The organism is Nocardia cyriacigeorgica (assembly GCF_005863245.1).
Classification (GTDB): domain Bacteria; phylum Actinomycetota; class Actinomycetes; order Mycobacteriales; family Mycobacteriaceae; genus Nocardia; species Nocardia cyriacigeorgica_C.
In genome coordinates, this window is record NZ_VBUT01000011.1 from 102,605 (window position 1) to 119,817 (window position 17,213).

The following is a 17,213-nucleotide window of genomic DNA, read 5'->3' on the forward strand; positions in this document are numbered from 1 at the left end:
ACGGCATGGGCGGCCATCACACCGGTGGCGGCCACTAAGCTGTCGGGCAGCGTCGGTGGGTGCGGTGAGGATGTGATCGGGTCGTGAGTTGGACGTTCACCCCGGACGAGTTCGCCCATATCTGGCGCGAAACCGACCAGGACCGTCATCCATACCCCTTGCGCATCCTGGAAACCCCGCGCACCGAACGCGAAGCCGACGCGCTGCGCGCCGAACTCGCCACCCGGCTGCCGCTGGGCGCCGACCCCGATCTGTCGGCCTGCCTGCGCATACTCGCCGCCCCGCACACCAGGATCGTCGCCGTCGGCGGCGGGCACACCGCGGGCAGCGAGATCCGGCTGCTGGCCGCGGCCGTCTTCGATCGCGGAGTGCTCGCGGTCCAGGAACCCGGGCGGACACCGGACTTCGGTGGCCAGATCCGCATATCCATCGGCCACAGCGCCAAACTCGGCGCCCGCATCGCCGCACTGCTCCCCAAGACGCCCGCGGGACGCGAACCGGCCCGTGCCGCCGCGGTGGAGGCGATCCGCGACGAGGAAACGGTTATCGCCACCGAGCGTGCGGCGCTGCCGATCCGGCGCCTGCTGCTACGACCGCACACCGCCGAAGGCCATATCCGCATCGAGGCCCGTCTGGATCGGCCGACGCCACCCGCCCCGGTGCACTACACCTGGATCGATGTCGAGGGCGACGGCCGCTATCTCATCAAAGCCGGTGACACCGTGCACATCGTGCCCGCGAGCAGCGAACAACTGGCCGCGCAACTGCAAAAGCGGGTGCCCGCCTGATCTGTTCACCCACTGACCGGCGGCCTCGTTTGCGGCTACGCTGAATCGGACCGAGGAGGGGACAGCGATGACGATCGAGAGCAGCCGAGCCGAAATCGCCCGGTTTCGGCAAGCGGCACACGCGGGCACTGTCAAGTTCGATCCGGCCGCGGCCCGGCGCTGCGCCGAAATCTACGACCACCAGGTCGATCGCCTCCTACACCTGCAACAGCGGCTGGAATCGGTGGCCGAACCGCACGGTTTCGGCGGATTCGTCTCGGCCCAGCAGTTGCAGGCCGGATTCGGGCACAAGGCCCGCGACGCCGCCGCCCTGCTCGACCACTACATCGAGGCCGCCTACCGGATGAAAGAGGCGTTCCTGATCAGCGGCGGGCTCTACGAGGAAGCCGACGCCGCCAATGCCGCCGCCGTGCGGGCCGTCGCCGCGAGGCTGCCCCGATGAGCGGCACGGACCCCGATTACATCAGCGCGATGGAGCACTTCGAGTCCATGCGGCACGAAGAGATCTACGCGAAAACCCAGGAAATCGACGCCGCCGCGATCGTGCAGACCTCCGCCGCATGGCTGGAGGCGGCCGCCGGCCTGTCCACCTCGTTCCCACTCACCCGCGACAGCGTCGACCGGGTGATGGACGCGATGGAATGGGAAGGCGCGGCCGCCGATGCCGCACACGCGAGCGCACGCAGCTTCGCCGCCTCGGTCGACGAACTGGCCGCGGTCCTGGGCCAGGTCGGCGCCCGCATCGGCGCGGTCGCCGCCGCCGCGGAGGCGGTGAAACTCGCCGTCGTGCCGCCCGGCGGATCGGGGCCCATCGGCGCCATCGCCCGGCTGCTCGAGGCCGCCAACGTCATCGACGCACAGATGGCGCAAGAGGCCTTGCGTCAAGAAGCGGTGCTGGCGATGAACATGATCTACAAACCGGCGTACAAGCTGGCAGGCACCGGCGTTCCGGCGCTGCCCGACCCGCCCGCGGCTCCGGGCACCCCGGCACCGCTGGCACCGCCCCCGCAGAATCAATTGCGCGACGACCAACAGGCCGCGCCACCTAACGGGGCGAATCCCCCACGGACCCAAGATGATCCGGGCTCGCCGTCACCGGGCCCGGCCACACCGCCGGACGCCGGGACTCCCGCACCGCAACCGCGTGCTGAGGTGCCTCCGCAGCCTGGCTCCGAAGGCACCCCGCCGCCCACCGAGCATCCACAGGACCGCACACCGCCGTCGCCACCCACTCAGCAGGCTCCCCCGCTGCCCGTCCCGCCCCCTGCCGAACCGCCCGTGCCGGTTCCGCCTCCCACGCAGGCGCCCACGCCGGCGCCACCGTCAGCGGACGTTCCCGTGCCGACCCCCGCACCACCCCCGGCCGACGCCCCCGCGCCGACGGCCTCGCCCGAGCCGCCGGTACCAACTCCGCCCGCCACCGAGACCACACCGGTGCAGCCACCGGCCGAGCCCTCCGTCCCCGTTCCCCCACCGGCAGCACCTCCCGCCCCACCACCACCGGCGGCACCCGCACCGCCGCCGGCTCCCGTGCCGCCACCGGCTCAACCGCCGGTCGAACCTCCCCCGCTGCCGCAAGCACCGCCCCCACCCCCGATCCCGGCCCCGGAGACCCCACCTGTCCCCCTCCCGGACCCGGGCGGGCAACCCGGCATCACGGGACCGATCCCCGAAGGCCAGCCCCCGGCTACAGACCAGCCCGGCGTCATCCCGCCGCAGGGGTAGATATCGACTCGTTCCGATAAGGAGCCGAGGATCGCCACCTTGCGTCCGCGCTGGATGATGCCGTCGGCGGGGCCGACTGTCTCCCGATGTCCCGCCGGAACCAGCTCGATCACGGTGACCGAAAGTCATACCATTCCGGCATGACTGTGCCGCGCGTCGAGCGCCCAGAGCTGCCTGAACATATGTCCTGGGAAGAGCTGGAACGGCTACCCGAAGAGATCGCGAATCAGATCGAACTGTGGACCGGACGCGTCGTCTGGGTGCGTCGGGGTCCGGCAGAGCACCAGACATTCGCGAATCGGTTGTGGATGTCCCTCGAACGCTGCGCTCGGACAGTCGGTCGCGGGAATCCGGATCAGTGCTGGCGGGTGACCACAGGGACCGATGTCTTTCTCGGCAATAGCGGACGATCAGACTTCTCGACCCCGGATTTCCTGGTCCACCGCTGTCTGGAGTCGCCTTACCAAGATATTCGCGCAGCAGATGCGCTCCTGGTAGGCGAGGTGCTGACATCGAACGCCCAGCCTGATGTCGAGACCAAGAAAGCACGGTATGCGAGTGCCGGGATCCCTTGGTACTGGGAAGTGATCCTGGCTCGCACGGAAAGCGCCATCGCGGTCGTCAGAGCGTACGCGCTGCAGACCGAGTACGGTCGGCTGCCGCAGGGCGTGCGGCCGCTACGTCAGGCCAACTACCTGGTCGCGGGCGAATGGGTCCCGGCCGATGCCGACGGAATCCATATCGACTTCCCGTTCCCGATCAGCATCCCGTGGTCGGAGCTCGAGTACTGATCCATCCCCTGCACCGGCACGGATCGTCCACACGAGCGAAGGCATGAGGGCACCGCACGCTCGGTGATGTCGACCAGGAGCATCAGGTTCAACGTGCGTCCTACACCTTCACCAGGTCGTCGGCGTGGATGACGGGACGCTGCATGGTGTCGGGGAGTTCGGTGGTGGAGCGGCCCAGCATCGTCGCCAGTTCGGCGGCGTCGTATTCGACGACGCCGCGGGCCACCAGGCGGTTGTCGGGGGCGATGAGGTCGACGACGTCGCCGCCGTGGAAGCGACCGCGCACGCCGGTGATGCCCGCCGCCAGCAAGGAGTGGCGGCGGTGTGCGACGGCGGCGACGGCGCCCTCGTCGATGTGGATGGCGCCGCGGCTGTCGGCGGCGTGCCGCACCCAGAATTTGCGGGCGGACAGCCGCACCGGCCGAGCCGCGAACGCGGTGCCGACGGTGCCGCTGCTCAACGCGGTGGCCGCTTCCGAGGCCGCGGCCAGCAACACGGGTACGCCCGCGTCGGCGGCGAGCCGGGCCGCGGACAGCTTCGAGGCCATGCCGCCGGTGCCGAGCGCACCGCCGGTGCCCGCGATCACCCCGTCCAGATCGGCGCTGGAACGCACCTCGGGAATGAAGGTGGCGCCACCCTTGCGCGGATCGCCGTCGTAGAGGCCCTCGACATCCGACAGCAGCACCAGCGCGTCGGCACCCACCAGATGCGCGACCAACGCCGCGAGCCGGTCGTTGTCACCGAAGCGGATCTCTTCCGTTGCGACGGTGTCGTTTTCGTTCACCACCGCCACCGCGCCGAGCGAGCGCAACCGGTCGAGGGTGCGCTGCGCGTTGCGGTGATGTTCGCGGCGGGAGAAGTCGTCGGCGCTGAGCAGCACCTGGCCGACGGTGCGGCCGTAGCGGGCGAACGAGGTGCCCCACGCGTGTGCGAGCGCGAGCTGGCCGACGCTGGCCGCGGCCTGTTTGGTGGCCAGATCGCGTGGCCGAGTACTCAGGCCCAGCGGGGCCATACCGGCGCCGATCGCGCCCGAGGACACCACCACCACATCCGACCCGGCCCGCATCCGCGCCTCGACGGCGTCGGCGAGCCGATCCAGCCGCGCGGTGTCCAGACCCGCCTTCATGCTGGTGAGGGCCGAGGACCCGATCTTCACCACCACACTGCGCGCACCGGCGATGGCCTTTCGCGCCTCACTGAGTTCGGCGCCGAAGTGCACCTGCGTTTCCGTCACGGCTGATCTCCACCACTGTTCTCACGCGCGGCACGACGGAGGTCGTGCCTACGCTTCGTCCTCGTCGTCGCGCACCAGACCGCGACGCACCCGCGAGGCATGTTTGCGTTCGGCCGCGCTGACCCGGTCGGTCTGCTCGAGCCTGATATCGGTGCCGCGGCCGGTGGGCACCATGTCGACGCCCGCCGAGATCTGCGGCTCCCATTCGAAGGTGACGTCACCGATGGTGACGGGCGCGCCCGGCTCCGCCCCGAGACGCACCAGTTCGTCTTCGACGCCCAACCGGGCGAGCCGGTCGGCCAGATAGCCGACGGCCTCGTCGTTGTCGAACTGGGTCTGCCGCACCCAGCGCTCGGGGCGGGTGCCGCGCACAATGAAGCCGCCGGGCTCCTCCGGATCGGCGATGACACTGAACCCGGTCTCGTCGACCGCGATCGGCCGGATCACCGGACGCTTCGGCGCCGCCTTCGGGTGTTCCTCGCGATACTGACGCACCATGTCGGCCAGCGCGAACGTCAACGGCCGCAGGCCCGCCCGGCTCACCGCCGAGATCTGGAAGACCGGCCAGCCCCGCGCGGTGAACTCGTCGGTGACCATCTCGGCCAGCTCCGCGGCGTCGGGCACATCGGTCTTGTTCAGGATCACCACGCGCGGGCGGTCGGCCAGATCACCGAGGCCTGAGTCGGCGCTCAGCGCGGGCTTGTAGGCCGCCAATTCCGCCTCGAGGGCGTCGACATCGGAGACGGGATCGCGGCCCGGCTCCAGCGTCGCGCAGTCCACCACGTGGGCGAGCACGGCGCAGCGCTCCAGATGACGCAGGAAGTCGAGCCCGAGCCCACGGCCCTGGCTCGCACCCGGGATCAGTCCGGGCACATCGGCGACGGTGAAGGTGGTGTCGCCGCTGGCGACCACACCGAGATTGGGCACCAGCGTGGTGAACGGATAGTCGGCGATCTTGGGTTTGGCCGCCGACAGCACCGACACCAGCGAGGACTTACCGGCCGACGGGAACCCGACCAGCCCCACATCGGCCACCGACTTGAGCTCGAGCACGATATCGCGCTCTTCGCCCTCCTCACCGAGCAGCGCGAAACCGGGCGCCTTGCGCGCCTTGGAGGCCAGCGCGGCATTGCCGAGCCCGCCGCGTCCGCCGCGTGCGGCGATGAACCGGTTGCCGGCACCGACGAGATCCATCAGCACTTCACCGTCGGAGCCGAGCACGACGGTGCCATCGGGCACCTTCAGCAGCAGGTCGGTGCCCTGCTTGCCGTCACGGTTGCCGCCTTCGCCGGGCTTGCCGTTGCTCGCCTTGGCGTGCGGGTGGAAATGGAAGTCCAGCAGCGTGTGCACATTGGGATCGACCTCGAGGATCACATCGCCGCCGTTGCCGCCGTTGCCGCCGTCGGGGCCGCCGAGCGGCTTGAACTTCTCCCGGTGCACCGACGCGCAGCCGTGGCCGCCCTTGCCAGCACGCACATGAAGTACGACACGGTCGATGAATTTGGACATACGCCGAATCATCCTCCTTCGGTCTGGTCGGGACGGCGAACGTCGCCGCAGGTCACTGCTGATAGAAACAACGAAAAGCGGGCCAGGGGTATGTCACCCTGACCCGCTCGTCTGTGTTGGAGTCGTCAGCCGGTCAGGCCTCGACCGGCTCCGGAACCACGATGTTGACGGTCTTGCGTCCACGCTTGGTGCCGAACTCGACCGCGCCCGCCTCGAGGGCGAACAGGGTGTCGTCACCGCCACGGCCGACGTTCACGCCGGGGTGGAAGTGCGTGCCGCGCTGACGCACCAGGATCTCGCCGGCCTTGACGGACTGACCACCGAACCGCTTCACGCCGAGGCGCTTGCTGTTGGAATCGCGACCGTTCCGGGAGCTGGATGCACCCTTCTTATGTGCCATTGCTGTAACTCCTCCAGGTGAGGGCTCGGTGAGCCCCCGGGCCGATTACTTGATGCCGGTGACCTTCAGGACCGTCAGCGGCTGACGGTGACCCTGGCGCTTGTGGTAGCCGGTCTTGTTCTTGAACTTGTGGATGCGGATCTTCGGGCCCTTGGTCTGCTCGACGACCTCGGCGGACACCGACACCTTGGCCAGCTTGTCCGCGTCGGCGGTCAGCTCGGCGCCGTTGACCACGAGCACCGGCGACAGATCCACAGCGGTGCCCGGCGCACCCTCGATCTTCTCGACCTTCACCAGGTCACCGACCGCGACCTTGTACTGCTTTCCGCCGGTCTTGACGATCGCGTACGTTGCCATCGGTCGGCTGCCCTTCTTCCTCTTAGGTGTGCGGCGCTTGCTAGCGCGGCTGGAGTGGCACCCGGCCGGAGAATTCCACCGGGCATCCACTACACATCTGGTCTGGTAGTCACCGCCGCCTCAGCACTGGCGATTGCTCTACAGCTTCGCGGGCACAGCGTGATAAAACGCTGTCGCCGGGCAGCGACTGTCCAAGATTACAGGACGCATAGGTGCGCGACCAAACCGGCCGCCGAACGACAGTGGCCCCCGCCACAAGGGCGGGGACCACCAGGTCATTCGTCGGCCGATTCGGCGGGCGGCGGCCCGGCGGGCCTGCCCGCGCTGCGCCTGCGCGGCCTGCGTTCGGGCACCGGGACCGGTACCGGCTCGGTGAGGTCGACGACCGGGGTCGCGGGCTCCTCCGAGCTGCTGAGGACGAATACCGCGCCGGTGCTGTCCGAGGCCGGGGCGGCCGCGGATCGGGCCACCCGGCGGCGTCGGGTCGAGCGTGCCGCGGTGCCGTTCTCCGCGGTCGCGGTGGGCTCGGCGGCCTTGGGCTCCGCCGGTTCGGCCGCGGGCGCCGCGACCGCTTCCGCGGGCTCGGTCGTGTCCGGTTCGGCGGTGGTCACCGCGGCCGGAGCCGATTCGGCAGGACCCGGCTCCACGACAGAGACCTGCTTGGCCACTGCCGTCACATCGGCGGTCGGCGCCTGTTCAGTGGTCGGGACCGTTTCGACGGATGCGACCGGTTCCACGTGCTGGGCCGACACCGGTTCAGCGACTGCCGCCTGCTCGGGTTCACCCTGGTCGGCAACGGCAGCCTGCTCGACCTGTTCGGCCGGCGCGCCCACCTCGGTGACGACCTCGCTGACGGCGACGACCGCGTCGGCATCCGGCGCCGCGGCCGAGCGGGCCACCCGCCGACGCCGCGTCGACCGGGTACGAGTGGTCCCGTTCTGCCCGGCGACGACGCGCTGAGCGGCCGGTTCGCTGGTCGCTTCCTGCGCCTGCTCGGCGGCCGCGGGTTCGACGCCCGTCTCCGGCTGCTCGGCCTCGGGCTGCGCCTCCGTGGCACCGGAGTCCTCGGCCTGATGGGCGGCCATGGCAAGCGCGACCGGATGCGCGCGCTTGACCGCGGCCTCCTCCTCGCTCAACTCCGCCACCGCGGGCTGCGCCTGCGGGGCGGCCGGCGCGGCGGCCTTGTCGCGGCCGCGACGACGGCGAGAACCGGCTTCGCGTCCGCGTCCGGCCCCGTCCTCGGCCGCACTCGGCTCCACCGGGTAGCTGTGCACCAGGATGCCGCGGCCGTGGCAGTGCTCGCAGGTGGTGGAGAACGCCTCGACCAGGCCGGTGCCCAGCTTCTTGCGGGTCATCTGGACCAGGCCGAGCGAGGTCACCTCGGAGACCTGATGGCGGGTGCGGTCGCGGCCCAGCGCCTCGGTGAGCCGGCGCAACACCAGGTCACGGTTGGATTCGAGGACCATGTCGATGAAGTCGACGACGATCATGCCGCCGATATCGCGCAACCGCATCTGCCGCACGATCTCCTCGGCGGCTTCCAGGTTGTTACGGGTGACCGTCTCTTCCAGGTTGCTGTTGCCCGAGCCGGTGAACTTGCCGGTGTTGACGTCGATGACGGTCATCGCCTCGGTGCGGTCGATGACCAGCGTGCCGCCCGAGGGCAGCCACACCTTGCGGTCGAGCGCCTTGGCCAGCTGTTCGTCGATCCGGTAGGCCTCGAAGACGTCGACGCCGTTGTTCTCGTGCCGCGACACCCGGGCCAGCAGGTCCGGCGCGACGGTGCGGATGTAGGTCTCCACCGTGCTCCAGGACCGTTCGCCCTCGATGACGAGCTTGGAGAAGTCCTCGTTGAACAGGTCGCGGATCACCTTGACCAGCAGGTCCGGCTCTTCGTAGAGCGTTTTCGGTGCGCCGGAATCCTGTTCGGCGGCCTTCTCGATGGTGCGCCAGGTGGCCTGCAACCGCTCCACATCGCGCGCCAGTTCGGCTTCGCTGACGCCCTCGGAGGCGGTGCGGATGATCACGCCGGCGTCGGCGGGCACGATCTCGCGCAGGATCTCCTTGAGCCGCTTGCGCTCGGTGTCGGGCAACTTGCGGCTGATCCCGGTGGAGGTGCCGCCGGGCACGTACACCAGGAAGCGTCCGGCCAGGCTGATCTGCGTGGTCAGGCGGGCACCCTTGTGTCCGACCGGATCCTTGCTGACCTGCACCAGCACCTGATCGCCCGGCTTGAGCGCCTGCTCGATCTTGCGTTCCTTGCCGCCGAGCCCGGCGGCCTCCCAGTTCACCTCACCGGCGTAGAGCACGCCGTTGCGGCCGCGCCCGATGTCGACGAACGCCGCCTCCATGCTCGGCAGCACGTTCTGCACCTTGCCGAGGTAGACGTTGCCGACCATGGACGCCTGGCCGGTGCTGGTGACGAAGTGCTCGACCAGGATGTTGTCCTCGAGCACCGCGACCTGGGTGGCGGTGGGGTGGCCGGGGATCTCCTTTTCCCGCACCACCATGACCCGGTCGACGGATTCGCGGCGGGCCAGGAACTCCGACTCGGTCAGGATCGGCGGACGGCGCCGGCCTGCCTCGCGCCCGTCGCGGCGACGCTGACGCTTGGCCTCGAGCCGGGTGGACCCGGTGATGCCCTGCACCTCGTCGACGACGGCGCGGGCACGGCTCTTGTTCCGCGGCTCGCGCTCGTGCACGACGGTGTTGGGCGGGTCGTCGTCGGCGGGTTCGTTCTCGCCGCCGCCCTCGCCCGCGACCTTGCGGCGCCTGCGCCTGCGCCTGCGGCGGGTCGAGCCCTCCGCGCCGTCCTCGCCGTCGTCGGCGGATTCGGCTGCGTCGGACCCGGCCTGTTTGGTGTCCTCGGACTCGGACTCGTCCGCGGGGCTCGCGTCCTGGGCGGGCGCCTCATCCTTGTCGCGGGCGCCGTCCTTGTCACGGGCGGCGCGTTCGTCGGTGTCGGGCTCGTCATCGGAGTCGGCGTGCTGTTCGCCGCGGCCACGACCACGGCCGCGGCGGCCACGACGGCGGCGGCGGGGCTGATCGTCGGACTCGGACTGCTCGGTGCCGTCCTGCTCGTCGGTGGTCTCGTCCTCGACGTCCTCGGCCTGGGCGGGCGCCTCGTCGGCGCGCGGGGCCTCGGGTTCGACGCGGCGCCGCTTCTTGCGTAGCTCTTCGGCGGCGGCGGCATCCGGGGACAGGAACAGCGGCGCGGCGACGACCGCGGATTCGAACACGACCGGCTCCACGACCGGCGGTTCTTCCTGGACCGGGCTGGCGAACAGGCCGCCGGGCGGGCTGAACGCGGGCGCCGTGGAGAACAGGTCGGCGGCCGGAGTCGCCTGGGTTTCGGCCGTGACGGGCTGGTCCGGCTCGGCAGCGGCGCTGACCGCCTGCTCGGCCGGCGCTTCGGCGGTTTGCCGGCTGTCCGCCGCCGGGGGTTCGGCAGCGGCCTGCTCGGTCTCCGGGGTGGCGAGCGCGTCGCGCACCGACTCCGCGACCGCGCGCTCGACGTTCGATTGGGGGCTGCGCGCGTCGGAGCCGAGCTCACCCAGCTTGGCCAGGATGCGCTTGCTCGTTACTCCCAGACGTTTGGCCAGCGCATGAACTCGGATTCGCTCCGGCAATTGATCGGCATCCTGTGATGTTGTGTCCAGCGGCTCTTGATCGGCCACGAAGTCTCCTCGGGCCCCCGGGCGCGTTCCTCCCCGAAGGGAGTGACGCGGCCGACGCGGGGGCGCTGTTTCCGTACGCCTCGCGCGGTTGGCACGAGGTCAATGGTCTCGCCCCGCGTGCCCGGTTATCTCCATATCGATCGTCGTTCGGGCTAACTGGTCACGCGGCGCCTGGCTGTATGGCTGAACTCCGTGGTGTGAGCGTTCATCCAGCGTGCCGACGCGAACGAGTTACCGCGCCGCGGCAGCGATGATCGGCATCGAACCTCGGGGTGTCATCCGGTTACCGCCGTTATCGGTGGCAACCAGTTGCCAGTATCCCACACCGTGCGCCGAGGGTTCGCCATCGGCGCAACAGCGTGACGTCGGATGCGACGGAATGGAGATAAATTCAGGCCGGGAACTCGGGAAACCAGAGGGCGATTTCCCGCTTGGCCGACTCGGGCGAGTCGGATCCGTGCACCAGGTTCTCCTGGGTTTCCAGGGCGAAATCGCCCCGGATGCTGCCGGTGGCCGCCTTTTCCACGGGGTCGGTGCCGCCGGCGATCTGCCGGAACGCCGCGATCGCCCGCGGACCCTCGAGCACGGCCGCGACGACCGGCCCGGAAGTGATGAATTCGATCAGCGAGCCGTAGAACGGCTTGCCCGCATGTTCGGCGTAATGCTCGCCCGCCAGCTCATCGGACACCTGCTTCAGCTCGAGCGCGGCAATCTTGAGCCCCTTGCGCTCGATCCGGTTCAGCACCTCACCGACGAGGCCACGGGCCACACCGTCCGGCTTGATGAGGATCAATGTCTGCTCAGTCACGGGCGACAGCGTAACGGTCGGCTATCCCTGTCTCCCAACCCGCGGTCATCCCGCATGCGCCCATGACCGGTCGGTCCGGGTCAGTTCCACGAACCCGCACCGAGACAGCAGCTCCAGGTCCGGATCTCCCGGCTCGCGGTAGGTGAGCAGCCGGTCCACCCCGCCGAGCCGCAACCAGTCGGCGACCTGTCCGTACAGCCAGCGCCGCACCTCGGGTTCCCCGTCCTCGCGGCAGACGTCGGCCCAGCCGCCCAGCCGCGATATCCGTTCGGGTTGCGTCAGGTTGGTGTCGACCTCGAGATGACCGAGATCGCGGCCGCCGCGGTGGGCGATGAATCGGGTGCCGAGCTCACCCATGACGCGGCGCACCGAGAGGTCGGTGCGCTGCGGGCGAGGGATCCTGTCGGTCTCGGCGAGCAGGAGCAATTCGACGCTCGACTCGTCGGTCTGCGCCCAACCGTTGCGTTCGAGGATCGCCCGGATGTGCGGCCATTGCTCGGACAGGCCGTAGGCGGCGAAGGTGGGCAGGCTGCCGCTGAAGTATCGGGACTCGACGCCCCAGCGCGCGAGCTGAGCCAGGCAGCCGGTCATCAACGCGTCGGCGGCGGCGTCGATCGGGCGCGGGCTGCCGTCGTCACCGAGGGTCGAGCGATTCCAGGCGAGGAACCATTCGACCGTCCCGGCGTTGCGGAAGCTGTCGGTGACGTGTGCGGCGCTGTCGTACCGCAACAGGTGCGCGGCGGCGACGAGTTCGCGATCCTGTTCGGCGACGAGGGTGACCCGTTCGGTTACCCAGGGATCGAGGATGACCTCTTCGGGACGCCGTTCGAGGGTGCTCAGCATGGTGTTGACCGAGATCGATACCCCGGGCACGACCGCGGCGATGTGGGTGTTGGCCAGCCGGGTCAGCTGGTCGCGATCGTCGCGGCGGAAGGGGCGGATGACGTACGTGGGCATGGCGAATCTCCAGGACGCTCGATGGGATGCATCGGAATCCGCCAGGGGGACGGTACGGCGCCCACCTTAGCAATGGGCGCCGTGCCCGGCCACAGTATTTCGCGCGCGGGTCAGTCGGTGCGCTGGATGCGCTGGCTGGGCAGGACGCCGAGGTCCATGCGGCGTTTGACGTCGTTGCGGAGGATGAGGATGAAGGCCCAGACGATGGCGAACAGGATGCCGATGACGCCGATGGAGATGTGGATGAAGGCGCCGGCGATCACCAAGACCTGGAGGGCGAGGTTGAACGGGACGGCCCAGGGGCGGCGTTGCAGGCCGGCGCCGAGGATCATCACCACGGCCAGGGTCACCAGATAGGTGCCCGACAGCCAGCTGACGCCACCGCCGACGTCGGCGACCACGGGCAGGGCGAGCAGCACGACGATGGCCTCGAGGACCAGCGTGCCCGCCATCACCCCGCGCAGGCCCTTCCACGGGTCCGGCGGCGCGGGAGTCGCGGGAGAAGTCTGCGCCGCGGCCTCCTCGTCACCGTTCGGGCGTGGATCGGATTCGCTCATGCTCTGCCTCCTCGGCACGATCTGCCGATCATGCGGGCTTCCGGGCGTCCCGCCGCCTCCGGGCGACGACCATTCACGCCGGGTCCTTGCCGAACAGCGCGCGCGCCGCACCCGCGGTGACGACCGAACCGGTGATGACGACCCCGGCGCCGGAGACCATCTCCCCACTGTCGGCGACGTCCTCGGCGATCGCGATCGCGGTCTCCAGGGCGTCGGGCAGGGAGTACGCGGGGACGACGCGTTCGTCGCCGAAGCGCTGCACCGCGAGATCGGTGAGGGCGTCGACGTCGAGGGCGCGCGGGGAACCGTTGGTGGTGACGACGATCTCGTCGAACACCGGCTCCAGCGCCTCGAGGATGCCCGCGGCGTCCTTGTCGCCGAGCACCGCGACCACGCCGACGAGCTTGCGGAAGTCGAACTCGCTGGTCAAGGTCGCTGCCAGGGCCTTGGCGCCGGCCGGGTTGTGGGCGGCGTCGATGAAGATGGTCGGCGCGCTGCGCATCCGCTCCAGCCGGCCGGGGCTGGTGACGCTCGCGAACCCGGCCCGCACGGCGTCGACGTCGAGTTGACGTTGCGCACCCGCGCCGAAGAACGCCTCCACCGCCGCCAGCGCCAGCACCGCGTTGCGCGCCTGGTGTTCGCCGTGCAGCGGCAGGAAGATCTCGTCGTACACCCCGCCGAGGCCTTGCAACTCCAACTGCTGGCCGCCGACGGCGATCTTGCGGGCCAGCACCCGGAACTCCGCACCCTCACGCGCCACCGCCGCGTCCACCTCGACGGCGCGGCGCAGCAGCACCTCCATCGCCTCGGGGTCCTGTTCGGCGATGACGGCCACGTTGTCGCGTGGGATCAGGCTTTCCGGCGCGCGCTTGATGATCCCGGCCTTCTCCCCCGCGATGGCGGCGAGGTCGGGGCCGAGGTATTCGGTGTGGTCGAGCCCGATCGGGGTGATCACCGCGACCTGCCCGTCGATGACGTTGGTCGCATCCCACGTGCCGCCCATGCCGGTTTCCACCACCGCGACGTCGACCGGTGCCTCCGCGAAGGCCGCGTAGGCCATGCCGGTGAGCACCTCGAACTTGCTCATGGCGGGCCCGCCCGCGGCTGCGGACTGCTTGTCGATCATCTCGATGTAGGGCGCCAGCTCGCGATACACCTCCACGTAGCGCGCAGGCGTGATGGGCGCATTGTCGATGCTGATCCGCTCGGTCGCCAGCTGCAGGTGCGGGCTGGTGATACGCCCGGTGCGCCGGTGCAGTGCGGTGAGCAGCGCGTCGATCATCCGGGTCACTGAGGTCTTGCCGTTGGTGCCCGCGATGTGGATCGCCGGATAGCTCTGCTGCGGCGAGCCGAGCAGGTCCATCAGGGTCGAGATACGGGTCAGCGACGGCTCGATCTTGGTTTCCGGCCAGCGCCGGTCGAGTTCGGCCTCGACCAGCGCCATCTCCGCCAGCTCCACCGGCGACGGCCCGGACCCCAGCGGCGCCCCGGTGCCGTGCTGAGGCTCCGGTTCGGCGTTGCCGGCCTCGTGGGCGAAATCGGGGCCGTCGGTCTCGTCGGGGCCGGTCACTTGCCGCTCAGTTCGGCGAGCCGGGCGCCGATGCGCTCCACCTCGGCGGCGGCCACATCGCGGCGGGTGCGGATCTTGTCGACCACCTGCTCGGGCGCCTTGGCCAGGAAGGCCTCGTTGCCGAGTTTGGCGGTGGTACCGGCCAATTCCTTCTGCGCGGCGGCCAGGTCCTTCTCCAGTCGGCGGCGTTCGGCGTCGAGGTCGACCGCACCGGAGGTGTCGAGTTCGACGGTGACGGTGGCGCCGCTGAGCCGGACCTCCACCGAGGCGGTGGCGGCGAAATCGTCGCCGGGCGCGGTGAGCCGGGCCAGATCGGTAATGGAGCGTTCGAGCGCGGCGAGCCCGGCGGCGTCCACCCCGATCAGCTTGGCCGCGACCTTCTGCTTATCGGCCAGGCCCTGATCGCTGCGAAAGCGCCGGATCTCGGTGATCAGCCGCTGGGTGTCGGCGATGCGCTGCGCCGCACCCTGATCGGCGGCCTGCCCGGTGGGCTGCGGCCAGTCGGCGATCACGATCGACTCACCGCCGGTGAGCGCGAGCCACAGCGATTCGGTGACGAACGGGATCACCGGATGCAGCAGCCGCAGCACCGAGTCGAGCACCGAACCGAGGACGGTGCGGGTGGATTCGGCGCGCGCGTCGTCGGCGGCGAACTGCACCTTGGTCAGTTCCAGGTACCAGTCGCACAGCTCGTCCCAGGCGAAGTGGTAGAGCGCCTCACAGGCCTTGCCGAATTCGTAGGCGTCGAAGGCCGCGTCGACCTCGGCGCGCACGGCGTCGAGCCGGTCGATGATCCAGAGGTCGGCGTCGGTGAGGGTGGCGCGGTCGGGCAGCTCGCCGGGGCGCGCGCCGTTCATCAGGGCGAACTTGGTGGCGTTGAACAGCTTGGTCACGAAGCTGCGCGAGGCCAGCGCGTGCGGTTCGCCGACCGACAGGTCGCCGCCGGGCTGGGCGCCGCGGGCCAGGGTGAAGCGCAACGCGTCGGCGCCGTAGGCGGTGATCCACTCCAGCGGGTCGATGCCGTTGCCGCGCGACTTCGACATCTTCTTGCCGTGCTGGTCGCGGATGAGCCCATGCAGGAAGACGTCCTTGAACGGCACCTGCTTGGCGCCGCCCTTGCCCGCGGTGATGACGTGGTCCTCGGCCACGTAGGTGCCGAACATCATCATCCGGGCCACCCAGAAGAACAGGATGTCGTAGCCGGTGACCAGAACGCTTGTGGGATAGAACTTTTCCAGCTCGGGACTGGTGTCCGGCCACCCCATGGTGGAGAACGGCCACAGCCCGGAGGAGAACCAGGTGTCGAGCACGTCGGGGTCCTGCACCCAGCCCTCGGGCGGGGTCTCGTCCGGTCCGACGCAGGCGATCTCACCTTCGGGGCCGTACCAGATGGGGATGCGGTGGCCCCACCACAGCTGGCGCGAGATGCACCAGTCGTGCATGTCGTCGACCCAGTCGAACCAGCGCGGTTCCTGGCTGGCCGGGTGGATGACGGTGTCGCCGCTGCGCACCGCGTCACCGGCGGCCTTGGCCAGCGATTCCACCTTGACCCACCACTGCATCGACAGCCGCGGCTCGATCGGCTCGCCGCTGCGCTCGGAGTGGCCGACGCTGTGCTGGTAGGGGCGCTTCTCGGCGACGACGCGGCCCTCGGCGGCGAGGCGCTCACGCACCTTCACCCTGGCCTCGAAGCGGTCCATGCCGTCGAATTCGGTTCCGGTACCGGCGATTCGGCCGCGCTCGTCCATGATGGTCGGCATCGGCAGGTTGTGCCGCAGACCCATCTCGAAGTCGTTGGGGTCGTGCGCGGGGGTGATCTTCACCGCGCCGGAGCCGAACTCCGGGTCGACGTAGTCGTCGGCGATCACCGGGATCTGGCGGCCGGTGATCGGGTGCTCCAGGGTGGTGCCGATCAGCGCCTGGTAGCGCGGGTCGTCGGGGTGGACCGCGACGGCGGTGTCACCGAGCATCGTCTCCACTCGGGTGGTGGCGACGATCACGTGCGGTTCGTCGTCGCGCAGTGAGCCGTAGCGCAGCGACACCAGCTCGCCGTCGACGTCCTCGTATTTGACCTCGATATCGGAGATGGCGGTGCGCAGTTCCGGCGACCAGTTGACCAGGCGTTCGGCGCGGTAGATGAGCCCGGCGTCGAACAGCCGCTTGAACATGGTCTGGACGGCGCGCGAGAGGCCCTCGTCCATGGTGAAGCGGTCGCGGCTCCAGTCGACGCTGTCGCCGAGGGCGCGCATCTGCCATTGGATGGCGCCGCCGGATTCGCGCTTCCAGTCCCAGACCTTCTCGATGAACAGCTCGCGGCCGAAGTCCTCTTTGGTCTTGCCGTCGACGGCGAGCTGCTTTTCCACCACGGTCTGGGTGGCGATACCGGCATGGTCCATGCCGGGCAGCCACAGCACCTCGTAGCCCTGCATGCGCTTGCGGCGGGCCAGCAGGTCCATCAGCGTGTGGTCGAGGGCGTGGCCCATGTGCAGGTTGCCGGTGACGTTGGGCGGCGGCAGCACGATCGAGTAGCCGGGCTTGGCGCTGGCCGGGTCGGCGGTGAAGTAACCGGCCGCTACCCAGCGCTCGTACATCTCGGCCTCCACCTCGCCGGGGTTCCAGCTCTTGGGGAGGGCATCGGCACGATTACGTGTGTTGTCTGGGGCTGCGCTGGTCACCCCGCGATTCTAGTGGTCGGCGCGGACCACCTGACGCAGGGGCGACGCCGCCGCGACGCGGACCCGAACACAGAGCCGGACCGGAGCGCGGGCCCATCGACTCGGGCCCGGAAAACAGCGGCGGAGTCTTCGGTGGATGAGGGACACCGAAGACTCCGCCTACAC

The 17,213-nt window shown here is 69.8% G+C and carries 14 protein-coding genes; 4 read left to right on the plus strand and 10 right to left on the minus strand.

Annotated features, from left to right (window positions below; all coding sequences use genetic code 11):
• Window positions 1–83: 83 nt before the first annotated feature.
• The 4 genes from FEK34_RS24825 to FEK34_RS24840 all read left to right on the plus strand — a co-directional run bounded on the left by FEK34_RS24825 (window position 84) and on the right by FEK34_RS24840 (window position 3,304).
• The gene (locus FEK34_RS24825) at window positions 84–788 is read left to right on the plus strand and encodes an ESX secretion-associated protein EspG (RefSeq protein ID WP_138451561.1); all 705 of its coding nucleotides are present in this window, start codon (window positions 84–86) and stop codon (window positions 786–788) included.
• A 67-nt stretch (window positions 789–855) separates the two neighbouring features.
• Complete coding sequence (locus FEK34_RS24830; RefSeq protein WP_138451563.1) at window positions 856–1,230, plus strand: hypothetical protein; 375 nt, start codon at window positions 856–858, stop codon at window positions 1,228–1,230.
• Window positions 1,227–2,513: a hypothetical protein gene (locus FEK34_RS24835; protein WP_138451565.1), complete on the plus strand. Its 1,287-nt coding sequence runs from the start codon at window positions 1,227–1,229 to the stop codon at window positions 2,511–2,513. The genes FEK34_RS24830 and FEK34_RS24835 overlap by 4 nt, the downstream gene beginning before the upstream one ends.
• A gap of 140 nt (window positions 2,514–2,653) precedes the next feature.
• Window positions 2,654–3,304 (plus strand): Uma2 family endonuclease, encoded by a 651-nt coding sequence (locus FEK34_RS24840; RefSeq protein ID WP_138451567.1) that lies wholly within the window; start codon window positions 2,654–2,656, stop codon window positions 3,302–3,304.
• A 100-nt stretch (window positions 3,305–3,404) separates the two neighbouring features.
• On the opposite strand, the gene proB is transcribed toward FEK34_RS24840, so the two are convergent.
• The 10 genes from proB to FEK34_RS24890 all read right to left on the minus strand — a co-directional run bounded on the left by proB (window position 3,405) and on the right by FEK34_RS24890 (window position 17,048).
• Complete coding sequence (proB, locus tag FEK34_RS24845; RefSeq protein WP_249359580.1) at window positions 3,405–4,538, minus strand: glutamate 5-kinase; 1,134 nt, start codon at window positions 4,536–4,538, stop codon at window positions 3,405–3,407.
• Between the two features lie 48 nt (window positions 4,539–4,586).
• Window positions 4,587–6,047, minus strand: a complete 1,461-nt coding sequence (gene obgE, locus FEK34_RS24850; RefSeq protein ID WP_138451569.1) for a GTPase ObgE — start codon at window positions 6,045–6,047, stop codon at window positions 4,587–4,589.
• 133 nt (window positions 6,048–6,180) lie between these two features.
• Window positions 6,181–6,447, minus strand: a complete 267-nt coding sequence (gene rpmA, locus FEK34_RS24855) for a 50S ribosomal protein L27 (RefSeq protein WP_130919232.1) — start codon at window positions 6,445–6,447, stop codon at window positions 6,181–6,183.
• A 45-nt stretch (window positions 6,448–6,492) separates the two neighbouring features.
• Window positions 6,493–6,804, minus strand: a complete 312-nt coding sequence (gene rplU, locus FEK34_RS24860; protein WP_014349679.1) for a 50S ribosomal protein L21 — start codon at window positions 6,802–6,804, stop codon at window positions 6,493–6,495.
• 275 nt (window positions 6,805–7,079) lie between these two features.
• Window positions 7,080–10,481, minus strand: a complete 3,402-nt coding sequence (locus tag FEK34_RS24865; protein ID WP_138451571.1) for a translation initiation factor IF-2 N-terminal domain-containing protein — start codon at window positions 10,479–10,481, stop codon at window positions 7,080–7,082.
• 391 nt (window positions 10,482–10,872) lie between these two features.
• Window positions 10,873–11,289 (minus strand): nucleoside-diphosphate kinase, encoded by a 417-nt coding sequence (gene ndk, locus FEK34_RS24870; protein WP_036534584.1) that lies wholly within the window; start codon window positions 11,287–11,289, stop codon window positions 10,873–10,875.
• A gap of 45 nt (window positions 11,290–11,334) precedes the next feature.
• Window positions 11,335–12,246, minus strand: a complete 912-nt coding sequence (locus FEK34_RS24875) for an N-acetyltransferase (protein ID WP_138451573.1) — start codon at window positions 12,244–12,246, stop codon at window positions 11,335–11,337.
• 110 nt (window positions 12,247–12,356) lie between these two features.
• Entirely contained in the window at window positions 12,357–12,803 is a 447-nt protein-coding gene (locus FEK34_RS24880) for a DUF4233 domain-containing protein (protein ID WP_138451574.1), read from the minus strand.
• 73 nt (window positions 12,804–12,876) lie between these two features.
• Window positions 12,877–14,283, minus strand: a complete 1,407-nt coding sequence (gene folC, locus FEK34_RS24885) for a bifunctional tetrahydrofolate synthase/dihydrofolate synthase (protein ID WP_171048399.1) — start codon at window positions 14,281–14,283, stop codon at window positions 12,877–12,879.
• 86 nt (window positions 14,284–14,369) lie between these two features.
• On the minus strand, window positions 14,370–17,048 hold the full coding sequence (locus FEK34_RS24890; protein WP_138451576.1) for a valine--tRNA ligase: 2,679 nt from the start codon (window positions 17,046–17,048) through the stop codon (window positions 14,370–14,372).
• Window positions 17,049–17,213 lie beyond the last annotated feature (165 nt).